At 36.8% G+C, this 26622-nt stretch carries 34 protein-coding genes; 27 read left to right on the forward strand and 7 right to left on the reverse strand.

The features are described from left to right. Positions 1-41 precede the first annotated feature (41 nt). Positions 42-821: a hypothetical protein gene (locus RCO25_RS06820; protein WP_308995387.1), complete on the reverse strand. Its 780-nt coding sequence runs from the start codon at positions 819-821 to the stop codon at positions 42-44. 175 nt (positions 822-996) lie between these two features. On the opposite strand from RCO25_RS06820, the gene RCO25_RS06825 reads away from it, so the two are divergent. The 13 genes from RCO25_RS06825 (at position 997) to RCO25_RS06885 (ending at position 10988) form a co-directional block, all read left to right on the forward strand. Next, a complete protein-coding gene (locus RCO25_RS06825; protein WP_308995388.1) occupies positions 997-1557 on the forward strand; it encodes a hypothetical protein in 561 nt (186 codons plus the stop codon). A gap of 160 nt (positions 1558-1717) precedes the next feature. After that, positions 1718-2584: a hypothetical protein gene (locus RCO25_RS06830; protein ID WP_308995389.1), complete on the forward strand. Its 867-nt coding sequence runs from the start codon at positions 1718-1720 to the stop codon at positions 2582-2584. Between the two features lie 954 nt (positions 2585-3538). Then, complete coding sequence (locus RCO25_RS06835; protein ID WP_308995390.1) at positions 3539-3952, forward strand: hypothetical protein; 414 nt, start codon at positions 3539-3541, stop codon at positions 3950-3952. Positions 3953-4023: 71 nt separating this feature from the next. After that, complete coding sequence (locus tag RCO25_RS06840) at positions 4024-4602, forward strand: hypothetical protein (RefSeq protein ID WP_308995391.1); 579 nt, start codon at positions 4024-4026, stop codon at positions 4600-4602. Between the two features lie 40 nt (positions 4603-4642). Further along, on the forward strand, positions 4643-5224 hold the full coding sequence (locus RCO25_RS06845; RefSeq protein ID WP_308995392.1) for a lipoprotein: 582 nt from the start codon (positions 4643-4645) through the stop codon (positions 5222-5224). 428 nt (positions 5225-5652) lie between these two features. Continuing rightward, positions 5653-6132 carry a hypothetical protein gene (locus tag RCO25_RS06850; RefSeq protein ID WP_308995393.1) on the forward strand — a complete coding sequence of 160 codons (480 nt, stop codon included), beginning with the start codon at positions 5653-5655 and terminating at the stop codon, positions 6130-6132. Positions 6133-6285: 153 nt separating this feature from the next. Next, complete coding sequence (locus tag RCO25_RS06855) at positions 6286-6771, forward strand: Imm26 family immunity protein (protein ID WP_308995394.1); 486 nt, start codon at positions 6286-6288, stop codon at positions 6769-6771. A gap of 133 nt (positions 6772-6904) precedes the next feature. Further along, complete coding sequence (locus tag RCO25_RS06860) at positions 6905-7354, forward strand: protease complex subunit PrcB family protein (protein WP_308995395.1); 450 nt, start codon at positions 6905-6907, stop codon at positions 7352-7354. Positions 7355-7472: 118 nt separating this feature from the next. Next, entirely contained in the window at positions 7473-7961 is a 489-nt protein-coding gene (locus RCO25_RS06865) for an NUDIX hydrolase (RefSeq protein ID WP_308995396.1), read from the forward strand. Between the two features lie 315 nt (positions 7962-8276). After that, a complete protein-coding gene (locus RCO25_RS06870) occupies positions 8277-8858 on the forward strand; it encodes a hypothetical protein (protein WP_308995397.1) in 582 nt (193 codons plus the stop codon). A gap of 197 nt (positions 8859-9055) precedes the next feature. Further along, positions 9056-9592 (forward strand): hypothetical protein, encoded by a 537-nt coding sequence (locus RCO25_RS06875; RefSeq protein WP_308995398.1) that lies wholly within the window; start codon positions 9056-9058, stop codon positions 9590-9592. Between the two features lie 223 nt (positions 9593-9815). Next, positions 9816-10109 carry a hypothetical protein gene (locus tag RCO25_RS06880; RefSeq protein WP_308995399.1) on the forward strand — a complete coding sequence of 98 codons (294 nt, stop codon included), beginning with the start codon at positions 9816-9818 and terminating at the stop codon, positions 10107-10109. 246 nt (positions 10110-10355) lie between these two features. After that, positions 10356-10988, forward strand: coding sequence for a hypothetical protein (locus RCO25_RS06885; RefSeq protein ID WP_308995400.1), 633 nt, complete (start codon positions 10356-10358; stop codon positions 10986-10988). 209 nt (positions 10989-11197) lie between these two features. Here RCO25_RS06885 and RCO25_RS06890 read toward each other — a convergent pair whose 3' ends face one another. Then, on the reverse strand, positions 11198-11575 hold the full coding sequence (locus tag RCO25_RS06890) for a hypothetical protein (RefSeq protein WP_308995401.1): 378 nt from the start codon (positions 11573-11575) through the stop codon (positions 11198-11200). 205 nt (positions 11576-11780) lie between these two features. On the opposite strand from RCO25_RS06890, the gene RCO25_RS06895 reads away from it, so the two are divergent. From RCO25_RS06895 to RCO25_RS06940, 10 genes are all read left to right on the forward strand, one after another. Beyond that, positions 11781-12248 carry a GNAT family N-acetyltransferase gene (locus RCO25_RS06895; RefSeq protein ID WP_308995402.1) on the forward strand — a complete coding sequence of 156 codons (468 nt, stop codon included), beginning with the start codon at positions 11781-11783 and terminating at the stop codon, positions 12246-12248. 131 nt (positions 12249-12379) lie between these two features. Further along, positions 12380-12895 carry a hypothetical protein gene (locus RCO25_RS06900; RefSeq protein ID WP_308995403.1) on the forward strand — a complete coding sequence of 172 codons (516 nt, stop codon included), beginning with the start codon at positions 12380-12382 and terminating at the stop codon, positions 12893-12895. 244 nt (positions 12896-13139) lie between these two features. Beyond that, a complete protein-coding gene (locus RCO25_RS06905) occupies positions 13140-13502 on the forward strand; it encodes a glutamine amidotransferase-related protein (RefSeq protein ID WP_308995404.1) in 363 nt (120 codons plus the stop codon). Positions 13503-13955: 453 nt separating this feature from the next. Continuing rightward, entirely contained in the window at positions 13956-14465 is a 510-nt protein-coding gene (locus RCO25_RS06910) for a GrpB family protein (protein ID WP_308995405.1), read from the forward strand. Positions 14466-14699: 234 nt separating this feature from the next. Beyond that, positions 14700-15083 (forward strand): hypothetical protein, encoded by a 384-nt coding sequence (locus tag RCO25_RS06915; protein WP_308995406.1) that lies wholly within the window; start codon positions 14700-14702, stop codon positions 15081-15083. 202 nt (positions 15084-15285) lie between these two features. Beyond that, entirely contained in the window at positions 15286-15750 is a 465-nt protein-coding gene (locus tag RCO25_RS06920; protein ID WP_308995407.1) for a GNAT family N-acetyltransferase, read from the forward strand. 168 nt (positions 15751-15918) lie between these two features. Then, the gene (locus tag RCO25_RS06925) at positions 15919-16398 is read left to right on the forward strand and encodes a GNAT family N-acetyltransferase (protein ID WP_308995408.1); all 480 of its coding nucleotides are present in this window, start codon (positions 15919-15921) and stop codon (positions 16396-16398) included. A 154-nt stretch (positions 16399-16552) separates the two neighbouring features. Further along, positions 16553-16927: a VOC family protein gene (locus RCO25_RS06930; protein ID WP_308995409.1), complete on the forward strand. Its 375-nt coding sequence runs from the start codon at positions 16553-16555 to the stop codon at positions 16925-16927. 151 nt (positions 16928-17078) lie between these two features. Next, the gene (locus RCO25_RS06935) at positions 17079-17585 is read left to right on the forward strand and encodes a GNAT family N-acetyltransferase (protein ID WP_308995410.1); all 507 of its coding nucleotides are present in this window, start codon (positions 17079-17081) and stop codon (positions 17583-17585) included. A 294-nt stretch (positions 17586-17879) separates the two neighbouring features. Further along, on the forward strand, positions 17880-18539 hold the full coding sequence (locus RCO25_RS06940; protein ID WP_308995411.1) for a hypothetical protein: 660 nt from the start codon (positions 17880-17882) through the stop codon (positions 18537-18539). Positions 18540-18605: 66 nt separating this feature from the next. On the opposite strand, the gene RCO25_RS06945 is transcribed toward RCO25_RS06940, so the two are convergent. From RCO25_RS06945 to RCO25_RS06955, 3 genes are all read right to left on the reverse strand, one after another. Beyond that, complete coding sequence (locus tag RCO25_RS06945; protein ID WP_308995412.1) at positions 18606-19004, reverse strand: YhjD family protein; 399 nt, start codon at positions 19002-19004, stop codon at positions 18606-18608. 110 nt (positions 19005-19114) lie between these two features. Continuing rightward, entirely contained in the window at positions 19115-19318 is a 204-nt protein-coding gene (locus tag RCO25_RS06950) for a hypothetical protein (protein ID WP_308995413.1), read from the reverse strand. Positions 19319-19525: 207 nt separating this feature from the next. After that, positions 19526-19870 (reverse strand): helix-turn-helix domain-containing protein, encoded by a 345-nt coding sequence (locus tag RCO25_RS06955; protein ID WP_308995414.1) that lies wholly within the window; start codon positions 19868-19870, stop codon positions 19526-19528. A gap of 160 nt (positions 19871-20030) precedes the next feature. Here RCO25_RS06955 and RCO25_RS06960 point away from each other — a divergent pair, with 160 nt between their 5' ends. From RCO25_RS06960 to RCO25_RS06975, 4 genes are all read left to right on the forward strand, one after another. Beyond that, positions 20031-20720: a hypothetical protein gene (locus RCO25_RS06960; protein WP_308995415.1), complete on the forward strand. Its 690-nt coding sequence runs from the start codon at positions 20031-20033 to the stop codon at positions 20718-20720. A gap of 100 nt (positions 20721-20820) precedes the next feature. Continuing rightward, positions 20821-23307 carry an AAA family ATPase gene (locus tag RCO25_RS06965; protein WP_308995416.1) on the forward strand — a complete coding sequence of 829 codons (2487 nt, stop codon included), beginning with the start codon at positions 20821-20823 and terminating at the stop codon, positions 23305-23307. A gap of 11 nt (positions 23308-23318) precedes the next feature. Then, entirely contained in the window at positions 23319-23633 is a 315-nt protein-coding gene (locus RCO25_RS06970) for a hypothetical protein (protein WP_308995417.1), read from the forward strand. A gap of 185 nt (positions 23634-23818) precedes the next feature. After that, on the forward strand, positions 23819-24232 hold the full coding sequence (locus RCO25_RS06975; RefSeq protein ID WP_308995418.1) for a hypothetical protein: 414 nt from the start codon (positions 23819-23821) through the stop codon (positions 24230-24232). Here RCO25_RS06975 and RCO25_RS06980 read toward each other — a convergent pair. Together RCO25_RS06980 and recJ are read right to left on the reverse strand one after the other, a co-directional pair. Beyond that, positions 24229-24513 carry a hypothetical protein gene (locus tag RCO25_RS06980; protein ID WP_308995419.1) on the reverse strand — a complete coding sequence of 95 codons (285 nt, stop codon included), beginning with the start codon at positions 24511-24513 and terminating at the stop codon, positions 24229-24231. The genes RCO25_RS06975 and RCO25_RS06980 overlap by 4 nt on opposite strands. A gap of 307 nt (positions 24514-24820) precedes the next feature. Beyond that, entirely contained in the window at positions 24821-26467 is a 1647-nt protein-coding gene (gene recJ / locus RCO25_RS06985) for a single-stranded-DNA-specific exonuclease RecJ (RefSeq protein ID WP_308995420.1), read from the reverse strand. Positions 26468-26622: the final 155 nt, after the last annotated feature.

Consider the following 26622-nt stretch of genomic DNA (forward strand, 5'->3'; position numbering starts at 1 on the left):
TTCGAATACGCTTATTAATTTGAAGAAAATCAACAATCAAGTTAAACAGAACCATTTTTTAAGTACCGCCATGCTACTTCTACATTTTCATCCAATAAGTAACCTGGAATTAATACATTTGTTTCGGTCAGTTCTTGTTCTTCTTTAGTACACAATTCATCTCTAAATGATCGCCATAATTTATAACAAAAATGTCGACGCAATTCCTTATTTGTACATGTTTTAAATTCTTCGTGATTGATTAGGTAATTCCTGAATTTATCTAAAATTCGATCTCTTGCTACACTCCGTTTCGCCAGCAATTCCTCTTTGTCCGATAGTTCACCTATCGTTTGTTTTAAAATGCGGGTAATTTGCAAGTCTTTATTTAACAGATCATCCCATTCTTCGTACTTATGATTGTATTTGTTTATTCCTAATGTTACACCAGATATTAATGTGGCGCTGACGGTTACTGTGTAGCACTCTTGTCGGGGGAGTTGATTAATTAAATCATTATGCTTATCAACTAAATGATTAATTTTTCTACGTACCTGTAATGATGCAAAAAGGTAGTTATGATTTTCTCTTAAATCATCGGGTTGAATAATTGCCTCAGCTATCTCATAATCGTAATAAAACTTTTCTTGGATAATAACTGGTGAAGCATTAGCTTTAGCAAGCTGAAGCAACTTCACTATATTTGATTCCGTGCAATCTAATTCAACTTCAATGTTAAGGGTAACGTCAATAATTTCGTTTGCATCGAAATAAAAACAGTTGAACTCGGTTGCTTTTTCCACTATATATTCGGACCATTCCTCCATAGAAAGCTCTTCCATTATAATCAATCCCCTTTGAAAAGTTGTTTTCCAGCAGTTTAACAAAGAAAAGTTATGAATCATTTTATTAAGTATCTATTAGCTAGTAACTTGATTGAATCGGAGTGTTTTATGGTAAAGTAAACTTACGACGTTTAATTTTGTGTTTAAAGTAAAAATACAATGGAGGGTTATTTTGTTTGGAAAAATGATGAGTAAGATCTTATATAAAGAATTGTCCAAATACATAGATTCCAAAAGAAAAACGGATCGACGAACAAGAGAAATCAATATGCATTATGAAGAACAGCGGAAAAGGGAAGTTTTACTACAACAGAATCGCAAACAAGAATTTGCTAATCAAATATTAATTGCGGATACATTTCTACGACAAGTTGTATATTTGGAGCAACTGATCGATTCAAAAATAGATAAAATTGGTGACTATTTTCATAGAACATGGTGGGCTAGAAATAGTATTGAAAAGCAACATCAACCGTATCCAATTAGTTATGGATATATTTTTTTAACCACTCCACAATTGAACGAATTAGGAAGTAAATTAGATATTTTAGGAAAATATGAGATGCCCAATTATATGTCTTTGGCGCAGATAGATACACTAGAATTTATCATAAACAATGTAGAGCTAATTGAACAAATCAATAATCGCTTACACTCCAAAAACTACCGAATATCTGAAGTGAAACTTCAAGGCCCGACTTTGACGTTTTACATCAATTTAGTCTCATCATAATTAAGGAGTATGTTCGCACACAGCCCCGTTTTTTTATTGAAGTAATGAGCAGGTTAATTTAATTATCACCTCCATTAATTTGGAATGTAGAAACACAGGAACATTTTTATCAAGTTCTGCGTTTCTATATTTAACAAACCAACAGATGGGTGAGGAGAAAATGATATTCAAAAAAATGATTTGGGTATCCATGTGCATTATGATATTAACCGCATGTGGAGATATACCAGAGCAAGCAGTTAATTCATCAACATTGAAAGCTCAAGTAAAACAAGTTGATGATCCGATCCTTGATTTCCAAAGAGAAGTTATTCCAGTAATAGAGGAAGCATTCAAGAAACACTTCCCGAAAAAAAAGAATGTTTCCGATGCGGAAACGCTCGATAGCCATGATGACGAAGCAATCGAAAACTTTACCGACTTATATTTTGATAACGATAATCTGAAAGTTGTATTCCTGGTTTATAAAGAGGATGCGAAAGAGATGAAATCACTCCGTCAAGAACTCGAAGTTAAACTCGGTGACAAAGTCATTTTCAAGAAAGCTAATTTTAATAACAAAGATGTTGTCAAGAAGGTTCGCGGGTACAATGAAATACTTGAAAAACAATATTCGATTTCCGTATTAGAGACGGGAGATGGTACTCTCAAAATAAACATGAAGATTAGAAGTTACGGGGATGTGGAGAGAAAGATTACTCCAGATGAAATCGATGCTATAAAAAAGACTTTGTTTGAACATGTGGGTCAGCAATTCCCTTTAGAAATTACTGTTGAGGAATGTTGCAGCAAAACAGATGCCATGTCTGGAATTATTATGGAGATCGACAAGGTGAAAAAAAGAATACTCATTCCTGGTACCTGGCTATCCTTGACCGATGACGCAATTATTGTTTCAGATAATAAAGAAATCGAATTCGATCAGTTAAAAATTGGTCAGGAAGTGTTAGCTTGGTCCTCTGGTGTGTATCTTACTTCAGACCCTGGACAAACTGGAGTGGTTAAGATTCAAATCACGCAAAACTAAAAGAAAAATTTTTTTGAATAAACATCAAGTGGAATCTGCCGAGCTAAATGGTTCGGCAGATATCTCCGCTAACGGGCAGGTTAGCGCAACCGTATCCTTATTTAAACCGTCTAATTTAAAACAGAAGCAACACAACGATAGGGTTTAGGAGAAATCGTATGGTCGAAATGTTGATAGGGATTATACTTATTTTATGCTTAAGTGGATATATAATATGGAGAAGTGTGATGTGGGTTCACAAGGGATTAAATTATAAGCAAAATATTGAAATAATAAAAGGTGTGCTTTCCTTATCTATAATTACTGTGTGTTTGGTGTTTATTTGCTGGTTAGGATGGATATTCTATCACACGCCAGGTTCTGATTTTTGATTGTGTGTTAAATTGATTGTCAATTTGAACACCATTTTTCATTACACTAACGGAGAACATTAGATCAATAATAGACTAAGTTGTCAGAGCATTTGGCAACCTGGTCTAATTTTCTTGCTGAAAACTATCCCCTGGAATTTTCATGTGGATCAGGTGTGATGTGGAACAACAAGATGATACAAGATTTAGTCTCATATCGGAATAGAAGCATCGTCTGAGTCCCAATAAATCTGCATAAATCTTTGCAATAAAATAGGTTGAGCGATTTTTTTGTTTTAAATATTTTGAACCTCATCATAGTTATACTTCCACTCTAAAAATCCATCAAGCTTACAACCGCAATTCTTAAACCTGTGATAATCTTCAATAGTTGCATCGTAATTTAATGTCATTGTTGAACCACATTGATTACATTCCCATACATGCCATATCTCCAAATTTGTTTGTCCCTCCTATGTAGCTTCCTATTTTATGATCATTTCCAAAATAAAAAGTACATATAACCGCAATTCAACTGAAGAGAATATAGAACGGGCAACTTAATTCTATCTCCAATCGTCATAAAGGTTTAAGGGGGATTGTAATGAGAAAACTGGTGATTACTTTAGCTATCTGTTTCATTATTGCGGGGTGTATGAACAAAGAGAAAACAGTTACGTTGGCACAAATTAAAGATTCATTTGAACTTCATGGGGTTTCGATGTTAGAAGAACCAGGCTTGCATCCTGAAATCGGATTTTCAAGAGCATATAATGATGTTACACCTAGGATTTTTGTAATTGATGAAAATCAAAAAATTAGCATTTATGTCTACACCTCCAGCAAAGAGGTTAGAAAGGGTATAAAGGATTTCGAGAAAAAGACAGCAGTAGCGGATTTGAGTCCATACACCATATACCCAATAGCTAATGTATTGATTTTTTATGTGGCAGATGAATCCTTTAAAGATGAGCGAGTGGATATGGTTGTCGAGGAGCTGCGGTCTCTCAAGAAATAGAATATAAGTAGCATAAATGGAAGTGTTATAAAGTTAGTCGGGAACGGTCATCTATCGATGAGGTGATGAAAATGTGGAAAAACACAACTATGGTCCTACTGTGTTTTTTGCTCGTGTTCAGTATGTGGTTTGTGATTGAGCCTTTAACCGTCCAAGCATGCTCTTGTGCGGGGCCTCCAAGCGTAGAAGATCAGCTGAATCGAAAAACCGCAATATTTACGGGAAAAGTTTTGACTTTGACAAAACCTGCTAAAGGAAAGATTTGGTCTTCCGCAGATCCTGTTAAAGCCCAAATGGAAGTGAAAACGGTATGGAAAGGTGAATTAGATTCTCAAACGACTGTTTACACGGCATTGAGTTCGGCAAGTTGTGGATATGAAGGATTCGAAGTGAATGAAGAATATATCGTTTTTGCTTACGGTGATCCAGAACGACTTGAAACTGGTCTTTGTGGAGGAACAAAGACGCTTGCATCCGCGCAAGAAGAACTAAAAGCATTGGGAGCAGGATATGAACCATCAAAGACTCCATCCGAAATATCTATCTTTAACGAAGATTCAAATAACCGATTCGTTAAAATCGGTTTAGTGATTACCGTTTTTCTCGCATTTTTTATGTTACTGGTTATATCCTTTAGAAGGCGCCGATAATTCTAAAGGTTTCATACATCTTATATTGAGAGGTGTTTTTATGAGGGAATTCAAATTATTACTAAGTTTTATAGTGATAACATTTTTATTGGCAGGTTGTGGATCACAAGGTAATTTTGACAATATTAGCTCTAAATCGGACGATTATGATGTGTTAAACATTCCGCGTGCGGAGATAACTGAAGGCGATTTTGTATATCGCCTTGTAACCGAGAAGGAGGAGTATCAAAAGGGTGATTCAGTAAAGATTTATGCTGAATTAGAATATATAGGCGACAAGGAAACTGTCACGATTTATCATGCTGCGTCTCCATTCTATTTTCCGATCGTGGAGAAAACGCGCGATTATGATATTTCTTATAGCATGAACGAACCGTTATTAAGCACAACTCTCAAAAAAGGTGAGCCTCTTCGGGAAGAGTATAAGAAAAGCGGCGGATACGGTGAACAAGATAAAAAAGAATATGCCGATTTTATAAAAAGTTTTTGGGAGAATGGGTTTCCTGCTGGTTATTATGTTGTTGAAGGTTATGTTGATTTTTATGTTCAATCCAATGAAGACAGTAATGATAAAGAAGATTTTAATATAAAGACTCAAATCGATTTCAAAGTAAATGAGTAGGGCTCGTTTATTATATGCACTCTGTTGAATGTTATCAGGGTGCGGGAGTTGTATATATACGAGGGGTTGGGGGCGACAAAGAATGCAAAGAACGTTAGCCTTTTTAGTATTAATAATTATTGTCTGTGGATTGATAATTGGTTGCAGTACAAAATTGGAAAAGGGTGATTATATCATTGGAAAGGAAATCAACAACTATAATATTCCTACAATATTTGTATTATTTAGTTCATTAATAACTTAACGGATAACGATTGCTCAATGAACATAAGAAACGGAGGCCGACATCATGTTACCGTTTTCTCGACTAACGGGCAGTATAGCATAGGGATTTGTAATAATTACCTCACAGTCCATTGCAACTAAGTTCATATGTATATTCGTCGTATAGAGAAACAATCAGAGAAACTTGGGAGGAAAATTTTTCGATGAAATATAAATTCACATTCATGTTTTTAGTTTTTCTGATAGTGCTGTCAGCCTGCTCGGGCAGAGGGAACGTAGAAAAAAAGTTGACGCTAGAGATTGTGGCCCAAGCAATGGAAAACCAAGGGATTAAACTACTACAAATAACACCTAAGGGGGGGAATTCACCTTTTGGTACTTTAAGCAAAGTTGCGGCAGTAACGTATGCCATAGATACATACAGCATGGGCGATGCCACAGATGAGCTTGAAGTCGATTCATCGATTCATGCGAATGTGAATGTGTACATATTCATTTTTGATTCCGAACAAGCTCGAAAAGAAGGGCGTGAAGATTTCAACAATAAACTGGAGTTTGCCAAGCTTTTAAATAATCCTAGCGTTTACGAGAAAAAGAATGTGATGGTTGTGTATTTTAAGCATCCCGATGATATGACTGAGTACGATGATATGATTAAACGGGCAATTGAAAAGCTGAATTAAAGTTAATGGAATATTGGGGAACAATCGTTGAATAACATACATGGATGAGCAGGCGCTGCGATGGCCTGCTCATTTTATAAAGCTAACGGGCAGTTTAGCGCAGTAAGTGTCATGATATAATAATGATAAAACCTTGTTTTTGGAGATGAATTAGTGGAAATAAAATATCCGTTTAAACCTAAGACTAATAAATTTTTAACTCCTGGTCAGTTCTGGGCAATTCCTCTTCAAAACGAGAAATTTGCTTGTGGTAGAGTTATACAAGTAACTAAATCATACATGGCAAGCCCAACAAAAACATTTCTTGCTGGATTAATGGATTGGGTAGGAGATGCACCTCCAAAGTCAGAAGATATTGCAGAAAAAAAGACATTAATACAAGGCGTGGCACATATAAAAGCAATCCACGAGACAGGTTTGCAAGAAATGATAATCGGTTATCGTCCATTAGAAATAGACTTCATTGAACCTGATTATTTTCGCTCTCAAACTGGTTATCAGCCTGAATATTGTAAGTTGATGAAAGGGTTAGTTGAATTAAGACCAATTACTAAAAGTGAATGGGAGTTATATCCTACACTGGGTGCTTGGGGGACAGATTACATTAGACAATTTGCGGAAATTAAGTTATTACGCTAACGGGACACGATAGTTGAATAATTCACATGGATGAGCAGGCGCTGATGTGGCCTGCTCATTTTATTAAGCTAACGGGCAGAATAGCGCAACAAATTTCTTCTAGTTATCGTCATCTATACAGCTGGGGGAGACTTTGAAGAAAATATTTCTTGTACTTGTATTCGTTCATATTGTCTTGATGGGTTGTTCATTTCAAGATAATCCTAACGAAGATGTCGAGGTTGAATCGGATATTCCATTTCAAATTGTCAATAACGTGCAATTTAACTTTTGGATTAAAGAAAAAGCGCCACAGGGCATATGGTTTAGCGAAACGATGGCTAACACGAGGAACAAAAGTAGGGTCGAGCGGTTTGACTACGGAGACAAAACTTACTTATTGATTTCTAGTGGGGAAAAGCCAACTGGTTTCTATGAAGTGGTGTTGAAGAAAGTTATTAATGAGGAGGATTTCATTAAAATTTTTGTTGAAGATAGACCGCCTCAACGTGATGAGGTTCCTGATGTGATGGAAAATCCACGACTGCTCATGTTTTTTGAACGTACGGATAAAGAAATTCTCCTGGAATGGCCATTAAGCTAACGGGCAGGATAGTTCAATCGTTTCGTGAGTACCTTCAAGCATATAAATTCACGAAAGCAGGAAAGTACAGGAACCATATGGAATAAATATACAAATAAACCGTTGAAGGGGTCGTGAAATGGAGTTTCCTACACATATTGTATCGGCAGGCGGAATTGTAGAAGATGGAAATGGAAATATCCTACTAGTAAAAGCTCATGATGATGGCTGGGTATTTCCTGGTGGAATTACTGAAGTTGGTGAAAATCTGATTAACGGTGTGATTCGTGAAATCAAAGAGGAAAGTGGAATAGATGCGACCGTAAGCCATTTGATTAACATTGTTTCTAATACAGGTTTACATAAGTGGTATGACGGCGTGACGGATGTCCCTACGAAGGTCATGTTTGATTTTGTGTGTAAAGCTGAGGGAGGAGAGTTAACTACCTCTGATGAAACAAGCGACTGTCGTTGGGTTCCAAAGGATAAGGTCTTGGAATTCCTTACTCTACCATTTATTCGAATTCGCTATGAAAGTTATTTGAATTTTAACGGCTCGGTGAATTATATTGAGTATACTACTCCGACAACGTCAGAATGTAATGTCAAGCTTCAAAGGCGTGTTTAGTTGTACGAGGGCTCGTGTTTTAAAAATCTTTGAACTAACGGGGAACGATAGTGGAATAACACACATGAAGAGCAGGCGCTGCGATGCCTGCTCTTTTTATTGAACTAACGGGCAGGATAGCGCAACAATAATCACTCTATTTTCGTTCTAATACAGAAAGGGGGATTTAATATTTATAACCTAATAAAGAGATTTATTATTGGAATCTCACTGACGGTATTTTTACTATCGGGTTGCGCAACTGTTGAAAAGGATTCTGTCAATAACATATACCAAGATAGCCGAAAACAAGCAATAGTAATTACTGAAGACACAATGACAGGCTATTTGCTGCACATTGATACAAAAACACGTGTTGTTAGTTTAAATATTTCAAAATGGGTGAACCGAGGTAAAACGAAAGTTAATGATATGATGCATTCGAAAAAAATCACATATAATGAGAACACCATTTTTCAGGATGAGCATGGCTCGGTCGTCCATCCAGTGGATTTCAAGATAGGCGAGAAATTAGCTGTGTTGCCAACACCAGATGCCGCAAGCTCAAGTGATGAAACAGTATCTGTTGCAGATAAAGTCATTCAATTGACGATGTCAAAAGAAGAGAAGTTAGAACGTTTTTTAGCTAGCAGTGACAATTTTCATACTGTTGTGCTTTATGAAGAAGGCACAACGCCACCATACGATGAAATTGACTTCGAGAAACACGTTCCCGAATCATTCGCGGGAGGCATTTCGTGGGTTCCTTACATTGAAGGATTGGCAGTGGATTATAAAGAAGAACTCGGTTTGGAGAAGCTGCCAATGATTTTGGTTTTTGACCGAAATGGATTAGTTTTTCAAACTGAAACTTTGGAGCAATTGAAATTATGTCCGACGAAAGTCGTTAAAAGCTGATAGTCAATATGCCTCCTCTGTTAAACTAACGGAGAACGATAGTTCAATCAAAATAGGGGCAGTTTGCTGCGGCAGCTGCTCCTTGTTCATTAAGCTAAATGGCAGAATAGTGGAATATTTTTCATATATCGATGCTAGGAAAGGAGTGTTACAATTCCTTAGTAAGCAGTATAGCACTACATTAGAGGAGCTGTTACATGGCAACATTTTTTAAAGTTAAACCAAAATGGATAATCACTGTACTTTTTATTGCTTTCACATGGAGTCTAAGTATAAATTGGCTTAACCATCAAACCTTAGTCAAACATACGGAGGAAGTTTTAGAAAGATACTCCTTATCTTTGGTCACCACTCAACAAGCTTTGAATTCTAGTGTTAATGGAGATCCCAAGACAAGTGATCAGTATCTGAATACGGCAAGGGAGTACTTAGCAATAGCAATTGAAACGGCAGTATTATTGGGGAAAATGGATGGAAAATATCATCTTAATAACCAAGGAGATATATATCAAACAGTACCTTATGAATTGCGGTGGTTGTTGAATGACGCTATTAACTCAAAGGATAAGGAGAAATCTCTCCAAATCGCTAATGAAGCTTTTGTCATCTTTTCAAAAAATTTTGATAGCACAACTTTGAAAGACCCCGACTCATTTCGTATTCAATACCTTAACACACGGGCGCAATGGCAGAGTTTGAACCTTAAAGAAGCAGGTCTTTCTTTGCCTTCGTAAAGAATTTATTCGAGAGTACGGATGGTATTGAACTACGGACTGCTTTCAACTAACGGGTACGATAGTTGAAAGCGCCAAGGGAGCAGGCCACTGCGGCAGTTGCTCCCTTTCTGCATTGAAGTAAAGGGCAGGATAGTTGAGGAATAAATGGTAACAAATACCTAGAACGTGATACAATTAAAAAGGTTGATTTTATGAATGAGTGATATATGGAGGTATTCTTATGTCAAAAAAATCAATATTAATAATTCTATCAATGACGATTTTAATTGGTGCAGCTGGAATATTTTATTATGATAATACATTTGCTCGAAGTATTGCCTTAGTTACTGTAACAGAAAAAGGAAATGATTTTATTATGATTCAGAAAGCGAATGGAACGGTAGAAAAAATTAAAACAAAAGAATTAGTAATGCCATTAATAGAGGTAGGTGAGTTTTATTTTATTACTTATTATAGTAATAAACTTCGTTCTCCGTTTTTAAAAAGCATCGAACCTTCAGAAGCAAGTTTCTAACCTATTTCTTACCTATCGTTGCGCTAACGGAGAACGATAGTTGAACAATCAAGGAGCAGTTTGCTACGGCAGCTGCTCCATTTCTTTATTAAGCTAAACGAGCAGTTTAGCTTATTGGGTGGTCTTGAGTTAGTGGCGGTTTATACCGTTTCCCACAATCTGGCGAACATTCATTAAGCAACATTTAAACTGGATGCCACGTCTTAACAATCAACAAAAGAAACAAAACAAAATGGTGAGGTAAAAATGATTATCAAAAAAGCGATGTTGTTTTTGGTATTTATCGTGATTCTAACCGCTTGTGGAATGTCAGAACAGAAAACAAAATTAGACACACCTCAAGTTGAAGAAAAGAAAAATCTTCCACCTAAGAAGGCAGAAGCAGGAGTAATAGATGATTTGATTGCTTTCCAACAAGATGTAAGATCAGTAATTGAAGAAGAGTTGGTTAAGCAATATCCAACGAAGCATCCTGATTCTGGTGAAACAGAAGTGGATAATGAAGCGTTGTTGGAAGATCTAGTATGGTATTGGGATAATGATAATAAAAAGGTCATTTTCAAGGTTTATCATGAAAACTCCCCTAAATGGAAAGAAGCGCGGAAGCATATTGAAGAACGTTTAGGTGAGATGGTTGTAATCAAGCAAGCCACTAAAAACCTTAAAATGTTGAAGGATTTGGTTGAACCAGTAACTGATTTCCTCAAAACAAAGAATATTAAAAAAGATATGAGCGTAAGCTGGAGTCCAATTGAGGAAAAGGTTATCGTTAAGGTGGATGATCTAACTCAAGAATTAGAAAATGAAATTAGTTCAAAGTTCGGAAGCGACAATGTTACAGTTGAAGAAATGCCTGATCGTAATGCTCAAGATACCTAAGTTAGAAGTTATCCATTTACATTTGTTGTCGTCGTCATACCGTTTGGCCATCGATCCGCCTGAGGCATTTTGCATTAAACTAACGGGGAACGATAGTGGAATAAACAGGGAGCAGATTGCCGAGGCAGCTTCTCCCTGTTTTCATTGAGCTAAAAGGCAGGATAGTTGAATCAATTACGGGCATTAAATTACCAAAAACTTTGTTCAGATTAGTTGGGAATAACATTAATGTCTTTCATAAAGCGGATCGGAGGATTGGATTCGAACTGATGGGATGAATCCCACTTTACCTCAACGTTCTGGCCAATGTTTATTTTGTTGTATATTTCTTCTGATAAAGTGTACCAAGATGAATCATTTTGTGATCTTGCCAAGCTTTCTAATTCTTTCAAGGACATTTTTTCGTAGGCAAATCCTTCTGTTTTAGGAATTAGTAAAAATCTAAATTTTTCGTTCATTACATCTTTATAAACAATTGTTCCAAGGGAAGTGCTTATATTGTCTGAATTGGTAACACCGTTGATTGTGCAACCCGATATAAAAAGCACTAGAATTATAAGACCATATGGCAAAATTCCTAATTTCATTGTCGATCCCTCCTTAAACATAGGTTACTTTATAACGGAGTTAGATCTAAATTTGTTGCATGGTAAGTTAATTTGGAAGAAAATACAAAGATAAATGAAATTACCATTATTACGCTAACGGGTAACGATTGCTTAATAATTTGAAGAGTCTGATAATCTAATTAAGCGTGAATTAATTAATTACTTCGTGCATTAGGAGGCGAAAATGGAATACACAATAAGAATGGCCAAGAAAAGTGACTTAGATGGTTTATGCAAAATTAGAAATAATAAAGATTTATTCGTTAGGTATTTTAAGCAAAATGAAGATAAAGAAGTATGTCTGGTAGTTGCTGAAAAGGATAATACAATTTTAGGTTTTGGTGTTCTTAAATTAAAAGGCTGTTTGAGCCCCAAACTAAGTGACCTCTACGTAAAGGAAACATATCGGGGAATTGGCGTAGGTTCGGATTTAATAAGATATCGTGAGAAAATTACAAGTGATATGGGATATTCTAATTTGTTCGTTAGTGTTGACCCCATAGAGAATCCAAAGATGATAAAGCTTATTACAAAGCTCGGTTACAGCGCCATTAGCGAGCCATACATAAAATCCGCTATTTTCTATAACGATGAGGGGTCGGCTTATGAAAAAACTTATACAAGAATTGATTTGAAGAAGTTGTTAACCTAATGGGTAACGATAGTTGAATAACACACATGATGAGCAGGTGCTACGGTGGCCTGCTCATTTTATTATTTGCTTTGAAGATAAGGTTATGGAAAATAAGTGGTAAAATGATGTCTAGTAGGGGGGAAGAATCGATGTGCAAAGTATTAGTTATGTTGTGTACACTAGTACTTACTTCTTGTTCAAGTATGCATCTAAAAAATGTAGAAGAAGTCAATATATCTAGTGTAATAGACATACCTGATGATGACATAGCAATAATTTTGAATGCGGCCAAGGATAAGTTGCTTCCTGGATTTGCAGGTGTTTATAAGAACAATGCTGACCAACTTATAATTGGATTGGTCGAGGGTAGTGAAGAAACCCGTCAAATGATATTGAATATGGCAATGAAAGATGACAAAATTCTATTCTTTTCAGCTCAGTTCACGAAAGATGAATTAGAACTCCAGATGGAACGTCTTAACAAAGAACTGCCTAATTTACAAAAGAAAGGGCTGGTGTTTAACGATTTTGGTATTTCCACTAAGGATAACAGACTGGTAGTTAATGTACCGCGAGATGATTTAACGAATTTCGAATTAATTACCGAGGTAATTGAAAAGAAATACATCCTTTTTAGGGTTACTGAAGAATGGAGGGAATTTTAAGCAAGACCGACAGAAGACTTCCGATAATAACATTTTAAACATTGTAACCTGACTGTTACTCGATTCACATGTTGCTCCTGGTTTCGGATGGCAACTTAGACATTACGGGTAATGAAACGGGAGCTAATTGAACTAAAGGGCATTTATGTTTGAAAGATTAAGCAGCGAACCTTAATCAACACATTGAAAAATTCGCCAATTTATAGTATAAACATTTAGTTGAATTTGAAAGGGGGCTTGCAAATTGAAAGTTGGAATTGTTGGTGACATTAGTCCAGAATATCCTTCACAGATTGCTACTAACAATGCTCTTATGCATTCATCTAGGAAATTAGGGGTATTTGTTGAGTATGAGTGGATTCCCACAGCGACAATAAGTGAAAAAATGGATACCATCAAGGAGACGTATCAAGGTTTTTGGATAGGCCCAGGGGTTCCCGATTCTATTGATGGGGTACTGAGCATTATTCAATATGCCCGCGAAAACAATGTACCATTGTTAGGAACATGCGGTGGGTTTCAATTCATCATTATGGAATATGCAAGAAATAAAATGATGTTGGAGAATGCAGGGCTGAAGAACGAGATCCCCACTCAAACCAATTAATTATTATTAAACTAGCTTGCTCATTAGTTGACCAAAAAGGTGAAGTCATAGTAAAGAATTCCTCAAGAATATTTGAGATTTATCAAATGGAAAATGTAATCGAACAGTTCAGATGTAGCTATGGACTTAGTCCAGAATATGAAAAACAAATTCATGAAGCTGGATTAAGAATAGTCGGAACAGATTCCATGGGGAACCCAAGAATTATTGAACTACCTGAGCATAAATTCTTCATCGGCACGTTATTTGTTCCTCAATTAAGTTCCACATTGGATTCCACACACTGCATCGTTAATTCCTTTATTACACAGTCTTTAACAAGCGTTAAATGAGGTAGATGATTAAGCTAACGGGCAGGTTGGTTTTGAAAGGAAATAAAGGTTTTTACAGTAAACTTATAAAAGGAATTACTAAAAAATTTCGACATTACAAATCTGCTATGGGGGGATTCGCTTGGCTGAGGAAGTTGTTATTAAAGAATATACTCCAGAATGGCTTCAAGAGTTTGAGAAAGAGAAGGCGAAGATACGCCAAACTCTGAAATACAATATAGTTTATATTGAACACATAGGAAGTACCTCGGTAGTCGGATTACCATCTAAACCAATATTGGACATTGCTGTTGGTGTGAATCATCTTGATGAAGCAGATTCATTTATAGAACCTTTGAGTAAGCTTGATTACGAATATGTTCATAAATTGGAGTTTCCCAATCGTCGTTTTTTTCGTAAAGGAGAATGGCGAAAAGGAACACATCACCTTCACGTATATGAATTAAACAGTGACGAATGGAAAAATACCCTTTTATTTCGTGATTACCTCAGAAGCCATCCAGAGAAAGTATTAGAATATGCCAAACTTAAGAAACATCTTGCATCCAGATATCCAAAAGATAGAGTGGCTTACATTGAAATGAAAGCACCATTCATTCAATCGGTTATAGAATTGGCAAAGAAACGTTGAACTAACGGGTAACGTTAGCTCAATAAATAAAAGAGACGGCAGCCTTTATTAGTGGCTGCCGTTTTCTCAACTAACGGGCAGGATAGTTTAATAGCATACTGCTCCTTATTTTATTTGCAGAATAAACGGATAAACGCTAAATCCATGTATTACCTGTTTAACGGTCGCAACATTCAATTGATTCGACCGTCTATATAATATTAGAATGTGTTCAATTACAATGGAGGAATTAAGATGAGAAAAACATTTTTGGTATTAATTATTGCTGTATTTGGATTGATAATTGGATGCAGTAATCAATCAGAAAAGGGTGATTATATCATTAGAAAAGAAATTGGAAATGTAAACGACAGTAATATTTCTATGATATTAGTAGCAAAGAATATTTCTGAAGAAGAATCAAAAACGAAATCCCAATCTGATTTTATGAAAGAGGGAACTGATTTAATGTATTATCACATAGAAGATGAAAATTTGTACGAAGACCTTACTATTGGCGAAAGGGTAAGTGTAGAAGCAAAAACGTTTACGATGGATGGAAAAGAAGTGTCACATGTAATGCAATCGAATCCACCACAAACAGTGGCAGGTGAAATTATTAGACATTCAAAAAAATAGTAAACGCAGAACAATTATTACGCTAACGGGAAACGATAGTTCAATAAAGACACGGAGGCAGCCGATCACAATCATCGGCTGCCTTTTCCACGCTAACGGGCAGTTTAACGCAATATTAGTCGTTTTGGATGGTCTGCTATGATACAATTAATTCCAGATACTTAATTCTTGCTGGCTCTTTAAGTCACTGGAGGAAAATCGGATGGTAATAAAAGCAATTGATGAAAAGCTAAGAGCGGAAGCAATCGAGTTTAGAGGATCAATCATTGTATCCAGAGGGCAAGTACATTCAATAAATAAATTGCCAGGGTATGTAGTATTAATTGGTGATGAAATAAAAGGAATGATAACCTTCCACATAAGTGAAGGTGATTGCGAAATCGTGTCCCTCGACAGCAAAGTTGAGGGTCAAGGTATCGGAACTAAACTGATTGATTTAGTTATATCAGCAGCGAGGGAACAAAACTGTAACCGTGTATGGATGATTACTTCAAATAATAATATAAGGGCTATTCGTTTTTATCAAAAAAGAGGATTTGACATGAAAGCAGTTCATCAAAACGCCATCACAGAAGCAAGAAAAATAAAGCCATCAATACCCATGGCAGGATTTGATGGGATACCAATTCGACACGAAATTGAATTTGAATTGCTCTTAGGATATTGAATCATACCGCCAACAGAGAAGAGCTCAATACCGTACATCACGAGGCTTCCGCAGGATCGATCGGCAGCTAGGCTGTGCTATCTGGCAGTAATGCGAAAGAATCGGATTAGGAATAACATGGAATAACGTAGTACATTATTAGGAGGTTTATTAGGAGGTGGATTTAGCATGGAACTTCTAAGGGTTTCATCTGAAAAGAAAATAATACTACGAAACCTAATGGAATTATATCAGTACGATATGAGCCAATTTGAGGATGAGAGCGATAATGATGTTAACGAATATGGCCTTTTTGACTATAAATATCTAGATCATTACTGGACTGAAGACGGGCGGCATCCCTTCTTTGTGATGGTATCGGGGAAGCTGGCTGGGTTTGTTTTAGTTAGGGAAATTACAGTTTCAGACGATTTACCCAAGTTCTCAATAGCGGAGTTTTTCATTTTAAGAAAGTACCGAAGGCAAGGAATTGGAAAAGAAGTAGCATATAAAACGTTTGAGAAGTTTAAGGGAATATGGAGTGTTTCTTGGTTGGAAAAAAATTCGCTTGCAAAAACATTTTGGACGAGGACAATTTCAGAATACTCGGAAGGTGAATATTCAGAAATTACGTACGCAGGTAACCCTGCGGTAGAATTTAACTCATGAGCTCAACGGAGAACGATAGCGCAATAATTATGACTGGAGCAGGCGCCGCGGCGACCTGCTCCTGATCGTTTAAGTAACGGGCAGGTAATTAAATAGACACGTGGTATTTATTGGATATAGCAATGGATATAGCAATTATGGGAGGCGATATTCTATGCAATTAAAAACCAGTTACCAGTACATACCTGTAACTAATCTTCAACAGGCTTTGGAATGGTACTCAGAACATCTCGGCTTTAAATTAGCGGTTGAAGACCCGATTTGTCTAGAATTGAGAACAGAATCAGGAGTTCGGGTATTCTTAATCCCTAATGATGAAGGTAAAGTTACTTCGCATATGAATTACACTAATGGTGTACAAGCAACATACGGCTTTATTGTGGCTGAGGATATCCATTTGCTTTACCAGCAATTCAAAGACAAGGGTATTAAGGTAGGAAAGTTGACAGACTATCAAGGCTTGTCCTTTAAGTTTTTTGACCCAGATGGAAATGCAATTGAACTTTGGGGTGACTACCCAACAACATAGTTCATTAAACTAACGGATACGATTGCTCAATGAACATAAGAAACGGCGGCCGACTTAATGGCTGCCGTTTTCTCAAGTAACTGGAAGTTATCTTCAATGCTCTTTTATGGTAATATACGGTTAAACTGACAATCGAATTGAGGGGAAACCGATGAAAATAAGAGAAGCTCACATTGAAGATGCTGAAAAAATCGCAATTGTTCATGTTGATAGCTGGAAAACCACTTATAAAGACATTATTTCCGAATCGTATTTGTCTAATCTCTCCGTTGAAAATAGAATGAAAAGTTGGTTATGGACATTTGAAAATCTAAACGTACATGAAAAAATATTCGTTGCAGAGGACAGAGCAGGTAAAATCGTTGGATTTTCTAGTGGGGGTCGAAGTCGGAATGATGAATTTGAACATGATGGAGAACTATATGCAATCTATTTATTAAAGGACTACCAACGATTAGGCTTAGGAAAAATGCTTTTCAATTCGGTTGTAGAGTCATTAAAGGATAATGGCTACTCATCAATGATGTTGTGGGTTTTAAAAGATAATCCGTCCCTTGAATTTTATAAAGCACAAGGTGGTCAGATAATTGGACAGAAGGGTATTACAATAAGCGGAAACAATTTAGTTGAATTAGCTATTGGATGGGATAGAAAATAACAATTAGTTGTTAAGCAAACGGGACATGATAGCGGAAACAGTTGCTTCGGCAACTCTTTTTAATAGATTCTGATGAAGTGTAGTAGTACAATATGAAGAAATACAAAAAGAAAGAACAACTCGATCCTGGTTAGTATACAAAAAAAATAAATGTACTATTGAGACGTATGAAAATCCCTTTCACTTTTTAATAATGAAAGGGATTTAATCAGTCCTAGAAAAATCGGTACATTGTTGATGCGATAACAGGTATCATTAACTTCATAATAAGATAATCTTAGGACGGTGACAGGGATGAATCTCATTCGCTTTGTTTTTCTTTTTATTATTAGCATAGGAATAGGACTTCTAGTGGGTTTCTACGATCTCGAATTATCAATTGTTGATTTTATACCGATTGTACTCGGACTAACAGTACTAATATATTTGGATCATATCATTTCTTTCTTCGTTCTTTATTTCTCTCGTGATATGGCCCGTGTTGAAAAAATTCTTTATAAACAAAAACATCCCTACTATACAGCCCTTCTTGACATAACAAGAGGTAATTATGATGAAGCCTATAAAAAAATAGAACGTCTAAAAAATTGGGGAAGGCAACAACAGATGCGAGCTTTATTAAAAGCTGCACTATATTTAGAAAGGAATAATTTATCCTCAGCGAAAAGAGAAACCGAAATGATCAAAAATCCTGAGGTACGCTCTTACAACTACGCTCTGATCGCTCTAATGGAGATTCAATGGGAGTCATATAGAATGTACAAAAGTAAACTGAAAAATAAGGTCTTTCTGTATATACTTGAGGCCGAAGAGGAATATAAAAAAGGAAATATGGAAAAAGCCGAGCAATTGGGTAATCTGGCAATCAAAGCTTCAAAGGGACTTCAGAAATATTTAATGCTTACATCTTTGGAGAGGCAGCGAATCAAACCTAACCGCGAGTCATATTTTTAGTACACTAAATAAAAATGCCTATCAAATGGTTAAACCATTTGATGGGCATTAACTATTTTATATTCGTTATTTCTTCATGAAAATCTCTGCCGTATAAGCAGATATCCTTATATTAATTTCTCTTAGCAAGTATTCGCGCGAGAATGTTAAACGCTCCTCATAACCGCGACAAGTAATACGATAATCTAGGCTATTATGGGTGCTTCCAAGCTCATTAATTACGAAATTATGATTGAGCATTGCCTGCCTGGGTTCTGTTAAATCCGCGTCAATTTTCGCGATAATAAGGTCCGCAGCTCTGACGAAGACACTGCGCAACGAACGGGCTTTTTTATACAATTCGCATTTATTATGTTTGACTATTTTGAGCACCAGTGGAAGGATAATGTAGTTGTATATCAACCGCTTCTCTTCGTTCGACGGGGGAGCGGGATGTTCATAGATATCCGATAATTTCATAGCCATGCGCAAGTCACCTCACGCTTATTATATGCGAACATTTGTTCTTGAGTCAATTGTATATCGTTTGATTTATGGTGTTTATTTCAGTTTTGGTTATCAAATCAAGTTTTTCCTTACTTAGCGTAAACGAACGTGCAGTTCTCCCGCATAAAACGCTCATCACGGATCTTGATTATCTGATCCGTCATTTCATCAAACGACCCACTTCCTATTAATTCTCCATCCTGAAACGCAAGTATCTGCGTTTTATCGAGTACGGCCGTATGAAAATGGATGGCCGACGTAAATTGGCGAAATCCCTTGTATTTTTTCGTCATTTTAAGTCACCTCAACCCAAATTATTCGACATATAAGCTTAATTTCCCTGCACTTATGCTGATTATATTGCGAATACAACTTTTATGGGCTGATATCAACTAAGATTAATTGGTTAATAAGAAATATAAGCTCTTTCAGCGCCAAATGTAAAAAAGGTCCGCCTACTATATAAGGTGGACCTTCTTAACGTATTTGCGGGTTCCAATTCATTCATTGAACTGTTTTAAAGCTTCAAACAAAATATGTTTTGCTTTATAAATGGATCTAGCGTCTTGGTTGTACAATGCAGCAATAATTGCTTTAATTTGTTTGTCTTTTTCAGTAACAAGTTCTGCTTCATTGCTGTAAGTAAAAAACTGTGATTCATTCACGTTCAACGCATTTGCGATTTTTTCAAGCATACCGAGCGATATATTCTTCTGACCTCGCTCTATCCTCCCAATATAGCTATACGAAACCCCGACAATTTCTCCGATCTTCTCTTGCGTCAACCCTTTATGTAGACGAACTTCTCTTATGCGTAGTCCAACCTTCTCAAGGATGCCGTTCATGATCCCGCCCCCCTCATAATCTGAGTGTAGACAAGCTAAAGCATTCAAGAAATGAACTGTAAGGAACATGTTTATAAAATGGTTCCCAACAGACACAATGGTGGTGTATAATCTCAATTGGGAACAATAGACAATCGAATTGTCCCCTTTAACTAGGAGTATGGTCACAGATAAGAGTAATGGGGGAGTAGGTATGGAGAGGGAAGAGTTATTGGAACATTTAGGGACAACATACGATGTGGTTAAGGAGTTTGAGGATCTAGATTCTGAAAAGTATAAGTTAACGAGACGAAGAGACGAATGGCTGGGTGATCCGACAAAAATTAGCGGTGAAGGTAAACGGAATTTATATCTAGTCGGCTCCTACCTGGTGATTTACTTGTTACTTTTTGGAAGCTCGGTTTATGATGGCGTGTTCGGAGACCATAACTTCTTCATCAAGATATTATTAGCGTTTTGGTATATCGCATTATTAAGTGGTCTTGGTTTCTTATACAAATTTTTGTTTAAAGCGATCGGTGCCAAGATTGTTTCCAAAAAAACGTTTTATCTAGAGAAAATCAGTGAAGTTGAAAATGACATTTATGAACTTGAACAGCAGCAGACCGAACTGGCTGAAGACATAATGAACTTTACCGATGTTCCTGAAGATTATTTAACTTCGGATATCGTTGGCCGATTCCATGGATATGTGTCTAATCGCCGAGCTGACACTCTCAAAGAATGCATCAATTTATTTGAGCAGGAACGAGTACAAAACAATATGAAGCGGGAGCTGGAAGCAGCGAACAAACAAATTGCAGAAATGGCTCAGAAGATTGGTTCGCTGGACTCCAGCCTAAAACAATAGAAAGCGAAGTCGAAGATCTTCGTTATAACAAGAACAAACCATACGATGAAAACAGACGTGAAATCCGCGTCTGTTTTCATCGTATCTAAAGGAGTCATGTATGTTGAAAAGTCAGGCTCAAATAAAAAACAATAAGATGTCTATTACTCACGACCAAAAATTTTCCATTGCTATGGATTACATTCTGTTGTTATTAGGGGCCGTATATGCGTTATTTGCTTTGATGGATTTAATCTCGGATGACAGTTTTGTAAACAATTCAGGTATTTTGTTTCTTATATATGGGGTAATTGTTGGTGCTTCTTTTTATGAGAAGAAGGGGAACTTTAATAAGCTGTGGTCCATTCTTTCGTATGGAATATTGATTTTTGCACTAGTGGGAGCATTTGCAGGTCAAACCGTAGGTGCTTTGGTCATGATTTTTGTGTTGTCGTTGATAGCCGCTAGACAACGATTTCCTTCGACAATTTTCATAACGGGCGTTTTATTGGCTTATTGGTGCGTACTTTTCACTTCGTGTTTATTTGAAATCGGGAAACAATTCGATGATGTAATAATTAATAATACATTTGATGCTTTACTAACTGCCTTTTCATTCGATGCTATGGAACGTCATATTTTAAGTTGGAAAGTTATGTTCCTTCCCATTGGTGGGTTCATCATGCATGGGCTTTGCCACCCTGGCCCTGCACAATCGATAAGAAGCAGTAGTCCGCAGGAACATACAGAGTCCGTTCACGGAGGTTCAAGCCCATCCCAAACGTATAGTGAGGAACTGAAACAAAGAAGACGAGATAATGTTTCCCGTTACCGAGACGCGATGAAGCAAAAAGAGGAAGAAGTAACCGCATATCATGAGGAAGACCAGTCAAAGCCGCAACCGAATGATTCAGACAGACAAGAAACGTTAACCAATGCGATGCAACGTTTAGAAGCAATGACTGGATTAGCCGAACTTAAGACAGAGATTCGCAGTTTTATGAAGGAAATGGAAGGTAAGAAGAAAGCAGAAAAATTGGGTAAGGTGAAGCCGACCAAGCCGACGTTACATATGGTATTCCAGGGATCGCCTGGAACAGGAAAAACCGAGCTCGCTCGGTTAATGGCGGATATTCTTTATGGCCTTAAATTGATTGAGACGAATAGAATTGTTGAAACCGATCGTTCGTCCATTGTCGGGCAAGTGATCGGTCAAACGGAAGCGAACATGATGGACCTCATTGAGCAATCAACGGACGGCATCTTGTTTATCGATGAAGCGTATGCTCTCGCAAAAACGGATTCTCCAAATGATTTTGGACAGGAAGCCATTGACGTGTTGATTAAAGCCATGGAAGACCGCAGAGATCGTTTAGTGGTTATCTTAGCGGGTTACCAATCGGATATGGAACGGTTATTAGATATGAATGAAGGGTTTCGTTCCCGCATTCCACTTACATTTAACTTTGTGGACTTTACGCCAATGGAGTTGACAGCGATCTCTCTTTCGATACTGGAAAAGAGCGGATATGAGTGTAAGGAAATTATGGGTGAATTAGAGCGAACGGTTACTTTTTTACAACAGAGTGGTACGATCGCTGGTAACGGAAGATGGGCAAGAAATTTTGTGGATCAGATTATTAAAGAGCATAACGTCAGGGTGGCAAATGAAACGGATAATTCTAGAATCGGTAAGATTCTACCGAGCGACATTTCGCGAGCTGCGGGTATTCGTAAAAAACCTCAGGATGGATTTGATGATGAATTAGCACAAAAAGGCAAACATCAACTTAAAGAGGAGGCTTTACAAGAGCTTCATCGGATGATTGGGCTTTATGCGATTAAAGAACAGTTCAAGCGGTTTATGAACTCCATTGACGTTGAGAAGAAACGGGCGGAGGAAGGATTATCATCGGAGCGAATGGGCATGCACATGTTATTTGTAGGTCCCCCAGGAACAGGGAAAACAACGGTTGCGAGAATTGTAGGTAAATTCTTAAAAGGTTCGGGGGCCTTAGCCAATGGGCATTTGGTAGAGGCTGATCGCTCGACGATTATGGGCAAGTATATTGGTCATACGGAAGCGAATATGAAGAATTTGATTCAGAAAGCGAAGGGCGGGGTGTTATTTATTGATGAGGCTTACGCACTCGCCAAAGGGCACGAAAATGACTTTGGCAAAGAGGCAATCGATGTCCTCGTCAAGGCGATGGAGGATCATCGTGGCGAACTTGTGGTCATCTTAGCGGGTTATGAAGCTGAAATGAATGACTTGTTAAATATGAACCCAGGATTAGAATCACGTATCCCGTTTAAGCTGTCATTCCCTGATTATTCGGTATTCGAAATTATAGAAATCGTTAAAGCTTCTATGTCGTCAAAGCATTTCACGCTCACTTCTAAAGCTGAAAACGTTTTGGTCAATTTCATTCAATTTGCGGCGAGTCAGAATCAAGGAGTTCTTAATGGTAATGCGAGATGGGCAAGAAATTTGGTCGAAAAGATTCGGATGGAACAAAATAATCGAATCGCACAGACAGGCTCGCAGGATTTAATGATTATTGAAACGGAAGACATTGAAAACGCCGCGAAGCAAATAATCACGTAGGGGGAGAGTTGATGGGACCTATTGAATATTTCACGGCTAAAATGGCTGCGAAAAAGGTGAGTCAAGGAAGTGCTTTTACGAAATATTTTGCTAAGGCGGCAGCGGAAGCTATCGTAAAAGCCCCAATTAAATTTGTGGGATTTATTTTAAAGAACTTGTTCAACTGGATGATATGGGTGATCACTAAAATTTTGCCCGCTTGGGTAAGAGCAGTTCTGTTTTTTGTTTTCCTTTATTTCATTTACATTTCTTATCATCAATTTAAAGACCACGGGGGTTTCAAACAGATTATCGATAATATCGTTTCATTGTTGATAAAAAAATAAGCAAGAGAAAAAACGTTCATGGGATATTCTAATGAACGTTTTTTCTGTTTTTAATAGGTAAATGGTCTTATGAAAATGCTACAATAGTGAAGATGGCTTTTTATAGGGAATATAAAAAAAGGACGTGTAACAAAATGTATAATAATATCTTGTGTGAGTCGAGAATAAGTAATAAGAAGTATCTTATGGAGTTTGACAAACATTTCTTTAAACGAATTAATCAAAGAGTTGAAGATGTGAATGCGGATGAATATAAAGTAACTTTTGAGGTTCTTGCTGATTATGACTTTATTTTTGGAAAACATTTTGAACGCTTAGTTGTTAGGGATTTTTCTCGCAAGAAGATGTTTGTTTATAGTTTAGATATAACTGATGATGACGATCGCGATCGGCTTCCAGAAGCGAAAAACTATAAAGAAAAAATCTATTTGATCACCTGTTTTCATGATGCGGAGTCTTTTAGTCAAATTAGATCACAAAGAGTTGTTATAATTTCTGAAGATGGTCAATTGTATAATAGTGAGGAAGCAATTCCATATAAAGAATATCGTAACTGGTTTTTCTCCGTTTACAAAAGATATCCCAAAGAACGAGATTAGTCTTCTTCAATAATTTTTGATAATAACTGAATCATCCATAATGGTCCGTTTTTATATGAGCTTGCTATACTTCTAATGAAAAACGGTGAATCAGGAAAATAGTAAGTCCAGTGATAATTATTTTTTTTATCTTCAGGAACATAGATATGCAGCAATCCGCTTTCGGGATCTATTAATTCAAATTTTGTGTAATCAACAGGTTCAAGGCGATATGATCTTGCCTGTTTATTATTATACAAACTTTTTGATTGATAATATGGATGAGTTTCAATGATTAACATTTTGTTTCCCTCCTTGTTATAGTTATAAATATTTTTTGAGAAAAACGAATATCCTTTCCATAATCTCAACATTACAGAAAAAGGCGTAAATGATTTCGGAAATACAACTATCCGAATTTTTTTACGCGTTTTGCATCTAGTCTATTTGTTTACGCATTAAACACAATAGACGAAAACTAAAAATTAACTAAGACACTAGCAATACCAAGGGATCGGATTAATTCGATCCCTTTTAATATTTTGTACATCCACGCTCAAATCCCTTTTTGAAAACTCAAGTTTTTTAATTCGATCGGAAAGTACGAAGTTAAATAAAACGAAAATCCTCGACGATGTAATCTCTTTTTTTATAGCAGTTCGGGCTGTAAAGTAATTCAAATGACTTTCGTGTAGCATTTTTAAGCTTGTCAGCTTTTCCAAAAACCATAGCTTTATGTTTAGAAAAGTGTAGGGCTGCATGTTGATTCTTATTACCGAAGTATTCAATTTGCTTTGGAAATATATCGCGTGACAGGAATTTAGGTTTCGGGTTACCCATCCCATATGGTTCAAGGTCATTCATATCTGAAAATAAAAGGTTGGGAAAATCGGCAAGCGAAGTTTCGAAATCATAATAAGATACGGAAAGGATAGGGGGCTCTAATTCAGCGCTTTTTTGTAAGGCTCGGTCAAATAAAATCAAGTGATTTGTGTCAATCGATAATCCTGCGGCCGCTCGGTGCCCTCCGAATGTTATCAAATGTTCGGAACAACGTTCTATGGCGTTTACGATGGAAAAATTCGTGTTTTGCACGCTGCGAGCGGAACCTTTCCCTTCATTCGTAATAACGATAGAAGGTTTACGATATTTCTCGGATAATTTTGCAGCTAATATACCAATAATACCTTCATGAAGGTTATCCATTGCCACGATAACCCGATTATTATGCAAGTTATGGGCAATGACTTGACTATCCAGTAGAGCAAATTGCTCAGTCGTCATCTGTTTTCTAGCCTGATTGAGTTGGATGAATCGGTTGGCTTCTTCAACGTATGGATGATCATCCATTAGATAAGTAACGGCTGCATTTGGATCATCTATTCGGCCTGAAGAATTGAAGATGGGCGCTAGTAAAAAAGAAACATCGGTACTTGTGACATCAGTTATTTTTAGCAGTTTTAGCAAACATTTTATCGGCGGAGAGGGCTGGGTATTCATTCTGGATATACCAAGCTTAGTTATCACTCTATTTTCACCCTGAAGGGGCATCAAATCAGCAATTGTGCCAAGTGAAGCTAATTCAAGGTAAGCCCATACGTTATGATTCCAGTCACTCCGTTTACTGATTGTAAATAATCCCTGAACTAATTTGAACGCAACGCCTACTCCTGCTAAATGTGAATTGGGATAGGTGTTATCTGAACGTTTTGGGTTTACAAAAGCATAGCAGTCGGGATGCGGCCCCATAATTTGATGATGATCAGTAACAATAACATCAATTCCGTATTTTTTGGCTGTCGCTAAAGCAGCATGAGCATTAGAACCGTTATCGACGGTAATAATAAGCGTAACTCCCTGTCCACGCATTTTTTCAATAGCAGATTCCGTAAGACCATAACCGTCTTTTCTCGTAGGTAAAGTAAAATTAGCATTGGCCTTAAAAAAACGAAGCCCCTTTAATAACAATGTTGTGGATGTAATGCCGTCCACGTCGTAATCCCCGTATATCATGATGTGCTCTCCACTTTGAATCGCTTTCACAATTCGGTATAAGGCTATCTTTAAATCATTGAGTAAAAACGGGTCATGTAAATCCGTTAATTCAGGATAGAGATGTTTAAATAAATCATCTTCATTAGTTATCCCTCTGTTATACAACATTTCAACTAAATTAATATGCAAACCTGATGACGCAGCCAAATACTTCACGACATGTATGTTACTTGTGTATGGTCGTTTTTCCCATAAAATCAAATCATCACCTCCGAAACATTCATGTCCGTCGGATGAGGATTCTATACATCGTGACTATTTGCTAGTAGTGAAATGAAAGAAGAACCATTGAAACGAACATGTAAATTGTTCCAATAGTTCTTCTTTTTTTGATAAAAAACATATTTACATTAAGA

The sequence above is a fragment of the Paenibacillus sp. LHD-38 genome, from assembly GCF_031157315.1.
GTDB lineage: Bacteria > Bacillota > Bacilli > Paenibacillales > Paenibacillaceae > Pristimantibacillus.

Coding starts and splice junctions, on each gene's coding strand:
- RCO25_RS06865 (WP_308995396.1), top strand. CDS start 7,473: ATGGAGTTTCCTACACATATTGTATCGGCAGGCGGAATTGTAGAAGAT.
- RCO25_RS06900 (WP_308995403.1), top strand. CDS start 12,380: ATGTGCAAAGTATTAGTTATGTTGTGTACACTAGTACTTACTTCTTGT.
- RCO25_RS06845 (WP_308995392.1), top strand. CDS start 4,643: ATGAGGGAATTCAAATTATTACTAAGTTTTATAGTGATAACATTTTTA.
- RCO25_RS06870 (WP_308995397.1), top strand. CDS start 8,277: ATGACAGGCTATTTGCTGCACATTGATACAAAAACACGTGTTGTTAGT.
- RCO25_RS06945 (WP_308995412.1), bottom strand. CDS start 19,004: ATGGCTATGAAATTATCGGATATCTATGAACATCCCGCTCCCCCGTCG.
- RCO25_RS06980 (WP_308995419.1), bottom strand. CDS start 24,513: ATGTTAATCATTGAAACTCATCCATATTATCAATCAAAAAGTTTGTAT.
- RCO25_RS06915 (WP_308995406.1), top strand. CDS start 14,700: ATGAGAAAAACATTTTTGGTATTAATTATTGCTGTATTTGGATTGATA.
- RCO25_RS06965 (WP_308995416.1), top strand. CDS start 20,821: ATGTTGAAAAGTCAGGCTCAAATAAAAAACAATAAGATGTCTATTACT.
- RCO25_RS06975 (WP_308995418.1), top strand. CDS start 23,819: ATGGAGTTTGACAAACATTTCTTTAAACGAATTAATCAAAGAGTTGAA.
- RCO25_RS06840 (WP_308995391.1), top strand. CDS start 4,024: ATGTGGAAAAACACAACTATGGTCCTACTGTGTTTTTTGCTCGTGTTC.
- RCO25_RS06875 (WP_308995398.1), top strand. CDS start 9,056: ATGGCAACATTTTTTAAAGTTAAACCAAAATGGATAATCACTGTACTT.
- RCO25_RS06835 (WP_308995390.1), top strand. CDS start 3,539: ATGAGAAAACTGGTGATTACTTTAGCTATCTGTTTCATTATTGCGGGG.
- RCO25_RS06820 (WP_308995387.1), bottom strand. CDS start 821: ATGGAAGAGCTTTCTATGGAGGAATGGTCCGAATATATAGTGGAAAAA.
- RCO25_RS06960 (WP_308995415.1), top strand. CDS start 20,031: ATGGTCACAGATAAGAGTAATGGGGGAGTAGGTATGGAGAGGGAAGAG.
- RCO25_RS06925 (WP_308995408.1), top strand. CDS start 15,919: ATGGAACTTCTAAGGGTTTCATCTGAAAAGAAAATAATACTACGAAAC.
- RCO25_RS06920 (WP_308995407.1), top strand. CDS start 15,286: ATGGTAATAAAAGCAATTGATGAAAAGCTAAGAGCGGAAGCAATCGAG.
- RCO25_RS06890 (WP_308995401.1), bottom strand. CDS start 11,575: ATGAAATTAGGAATTTTGCCATATGGTCTTATAATTCTAGTGCTTTTT.
- RCO25_RS06850 (WP_308995393.1), top strand. CDS start 5,653: ATGAAATATAAATTCACATTCATGTTTTTAGTTTTTCTGATAGTGCTG.
- RCO25_RS06880 (WP_308995399.1), top strand. CDS start 9,816: ATGTCAAAAAAATCAATATTAATAATTCTATCAATGACGATTTTAATT.
- RCO25_RS06935 (WP_308995410.1), top strand. CDS start 17,079: ATGAAAATAAGAGAAGCTCACATTGAAGATGCTGAAAAAATCGCAATT.
- RCO25_RS06955 (WP_308995414.1), bottom strand. CDS start 19,870: ATGAACGGCATCCTTGAGAAGGTTGGACTACGCATAAGAGAAGTTCGT.
- RCO25_RS06895 (WP_308995402.1), top strand. CDS start 11,781: ATGGAATACACAATAAGAATGGCCAAGAAAAGTGACTTAGATGGTTTA.
- RCO25_RS06885 (WP_308995400.1), top strand. CDS start 10,356: ATGATTATCAAAAAAGCGATGTTGTTTTTGGTATTTATCGTGATTCTA.
- RCO25_RS06830 (WP_308995389.1), top strand. CDS start 1,718: ATGATATTCAAAAAAATGATTTGGGTATCCATGTGCATTATGATATTA.
- RCO25_RS06950 (WP_308995413.1), bottom strand. CDS start 19,318: ATGACGAAAAAATACAAGGGATTTCGCCAATTTACGTCGGCCATCCAT.
- RCO25_RS06970 (WP_308995417.1), top strand. CDS start 23,319: ATGGGACCTATTGAATATTTCACGGCTAAAATGGCTGCGAAAAAGGTG.
- RCO25_RS06930 (WP_308995409.1), top strand. CDS start 16,553: ATGCAATTAAAAACCAGTTACCAGTACATACCTGTAACTAATCTTCAA.
- RCO25_RS06940 (WP_308995411.1), top strand. CDS start 17,880: ATGAATCTCATTCGCTTTGTTTTTCTTTTTATTATTAGCATAGGAATA.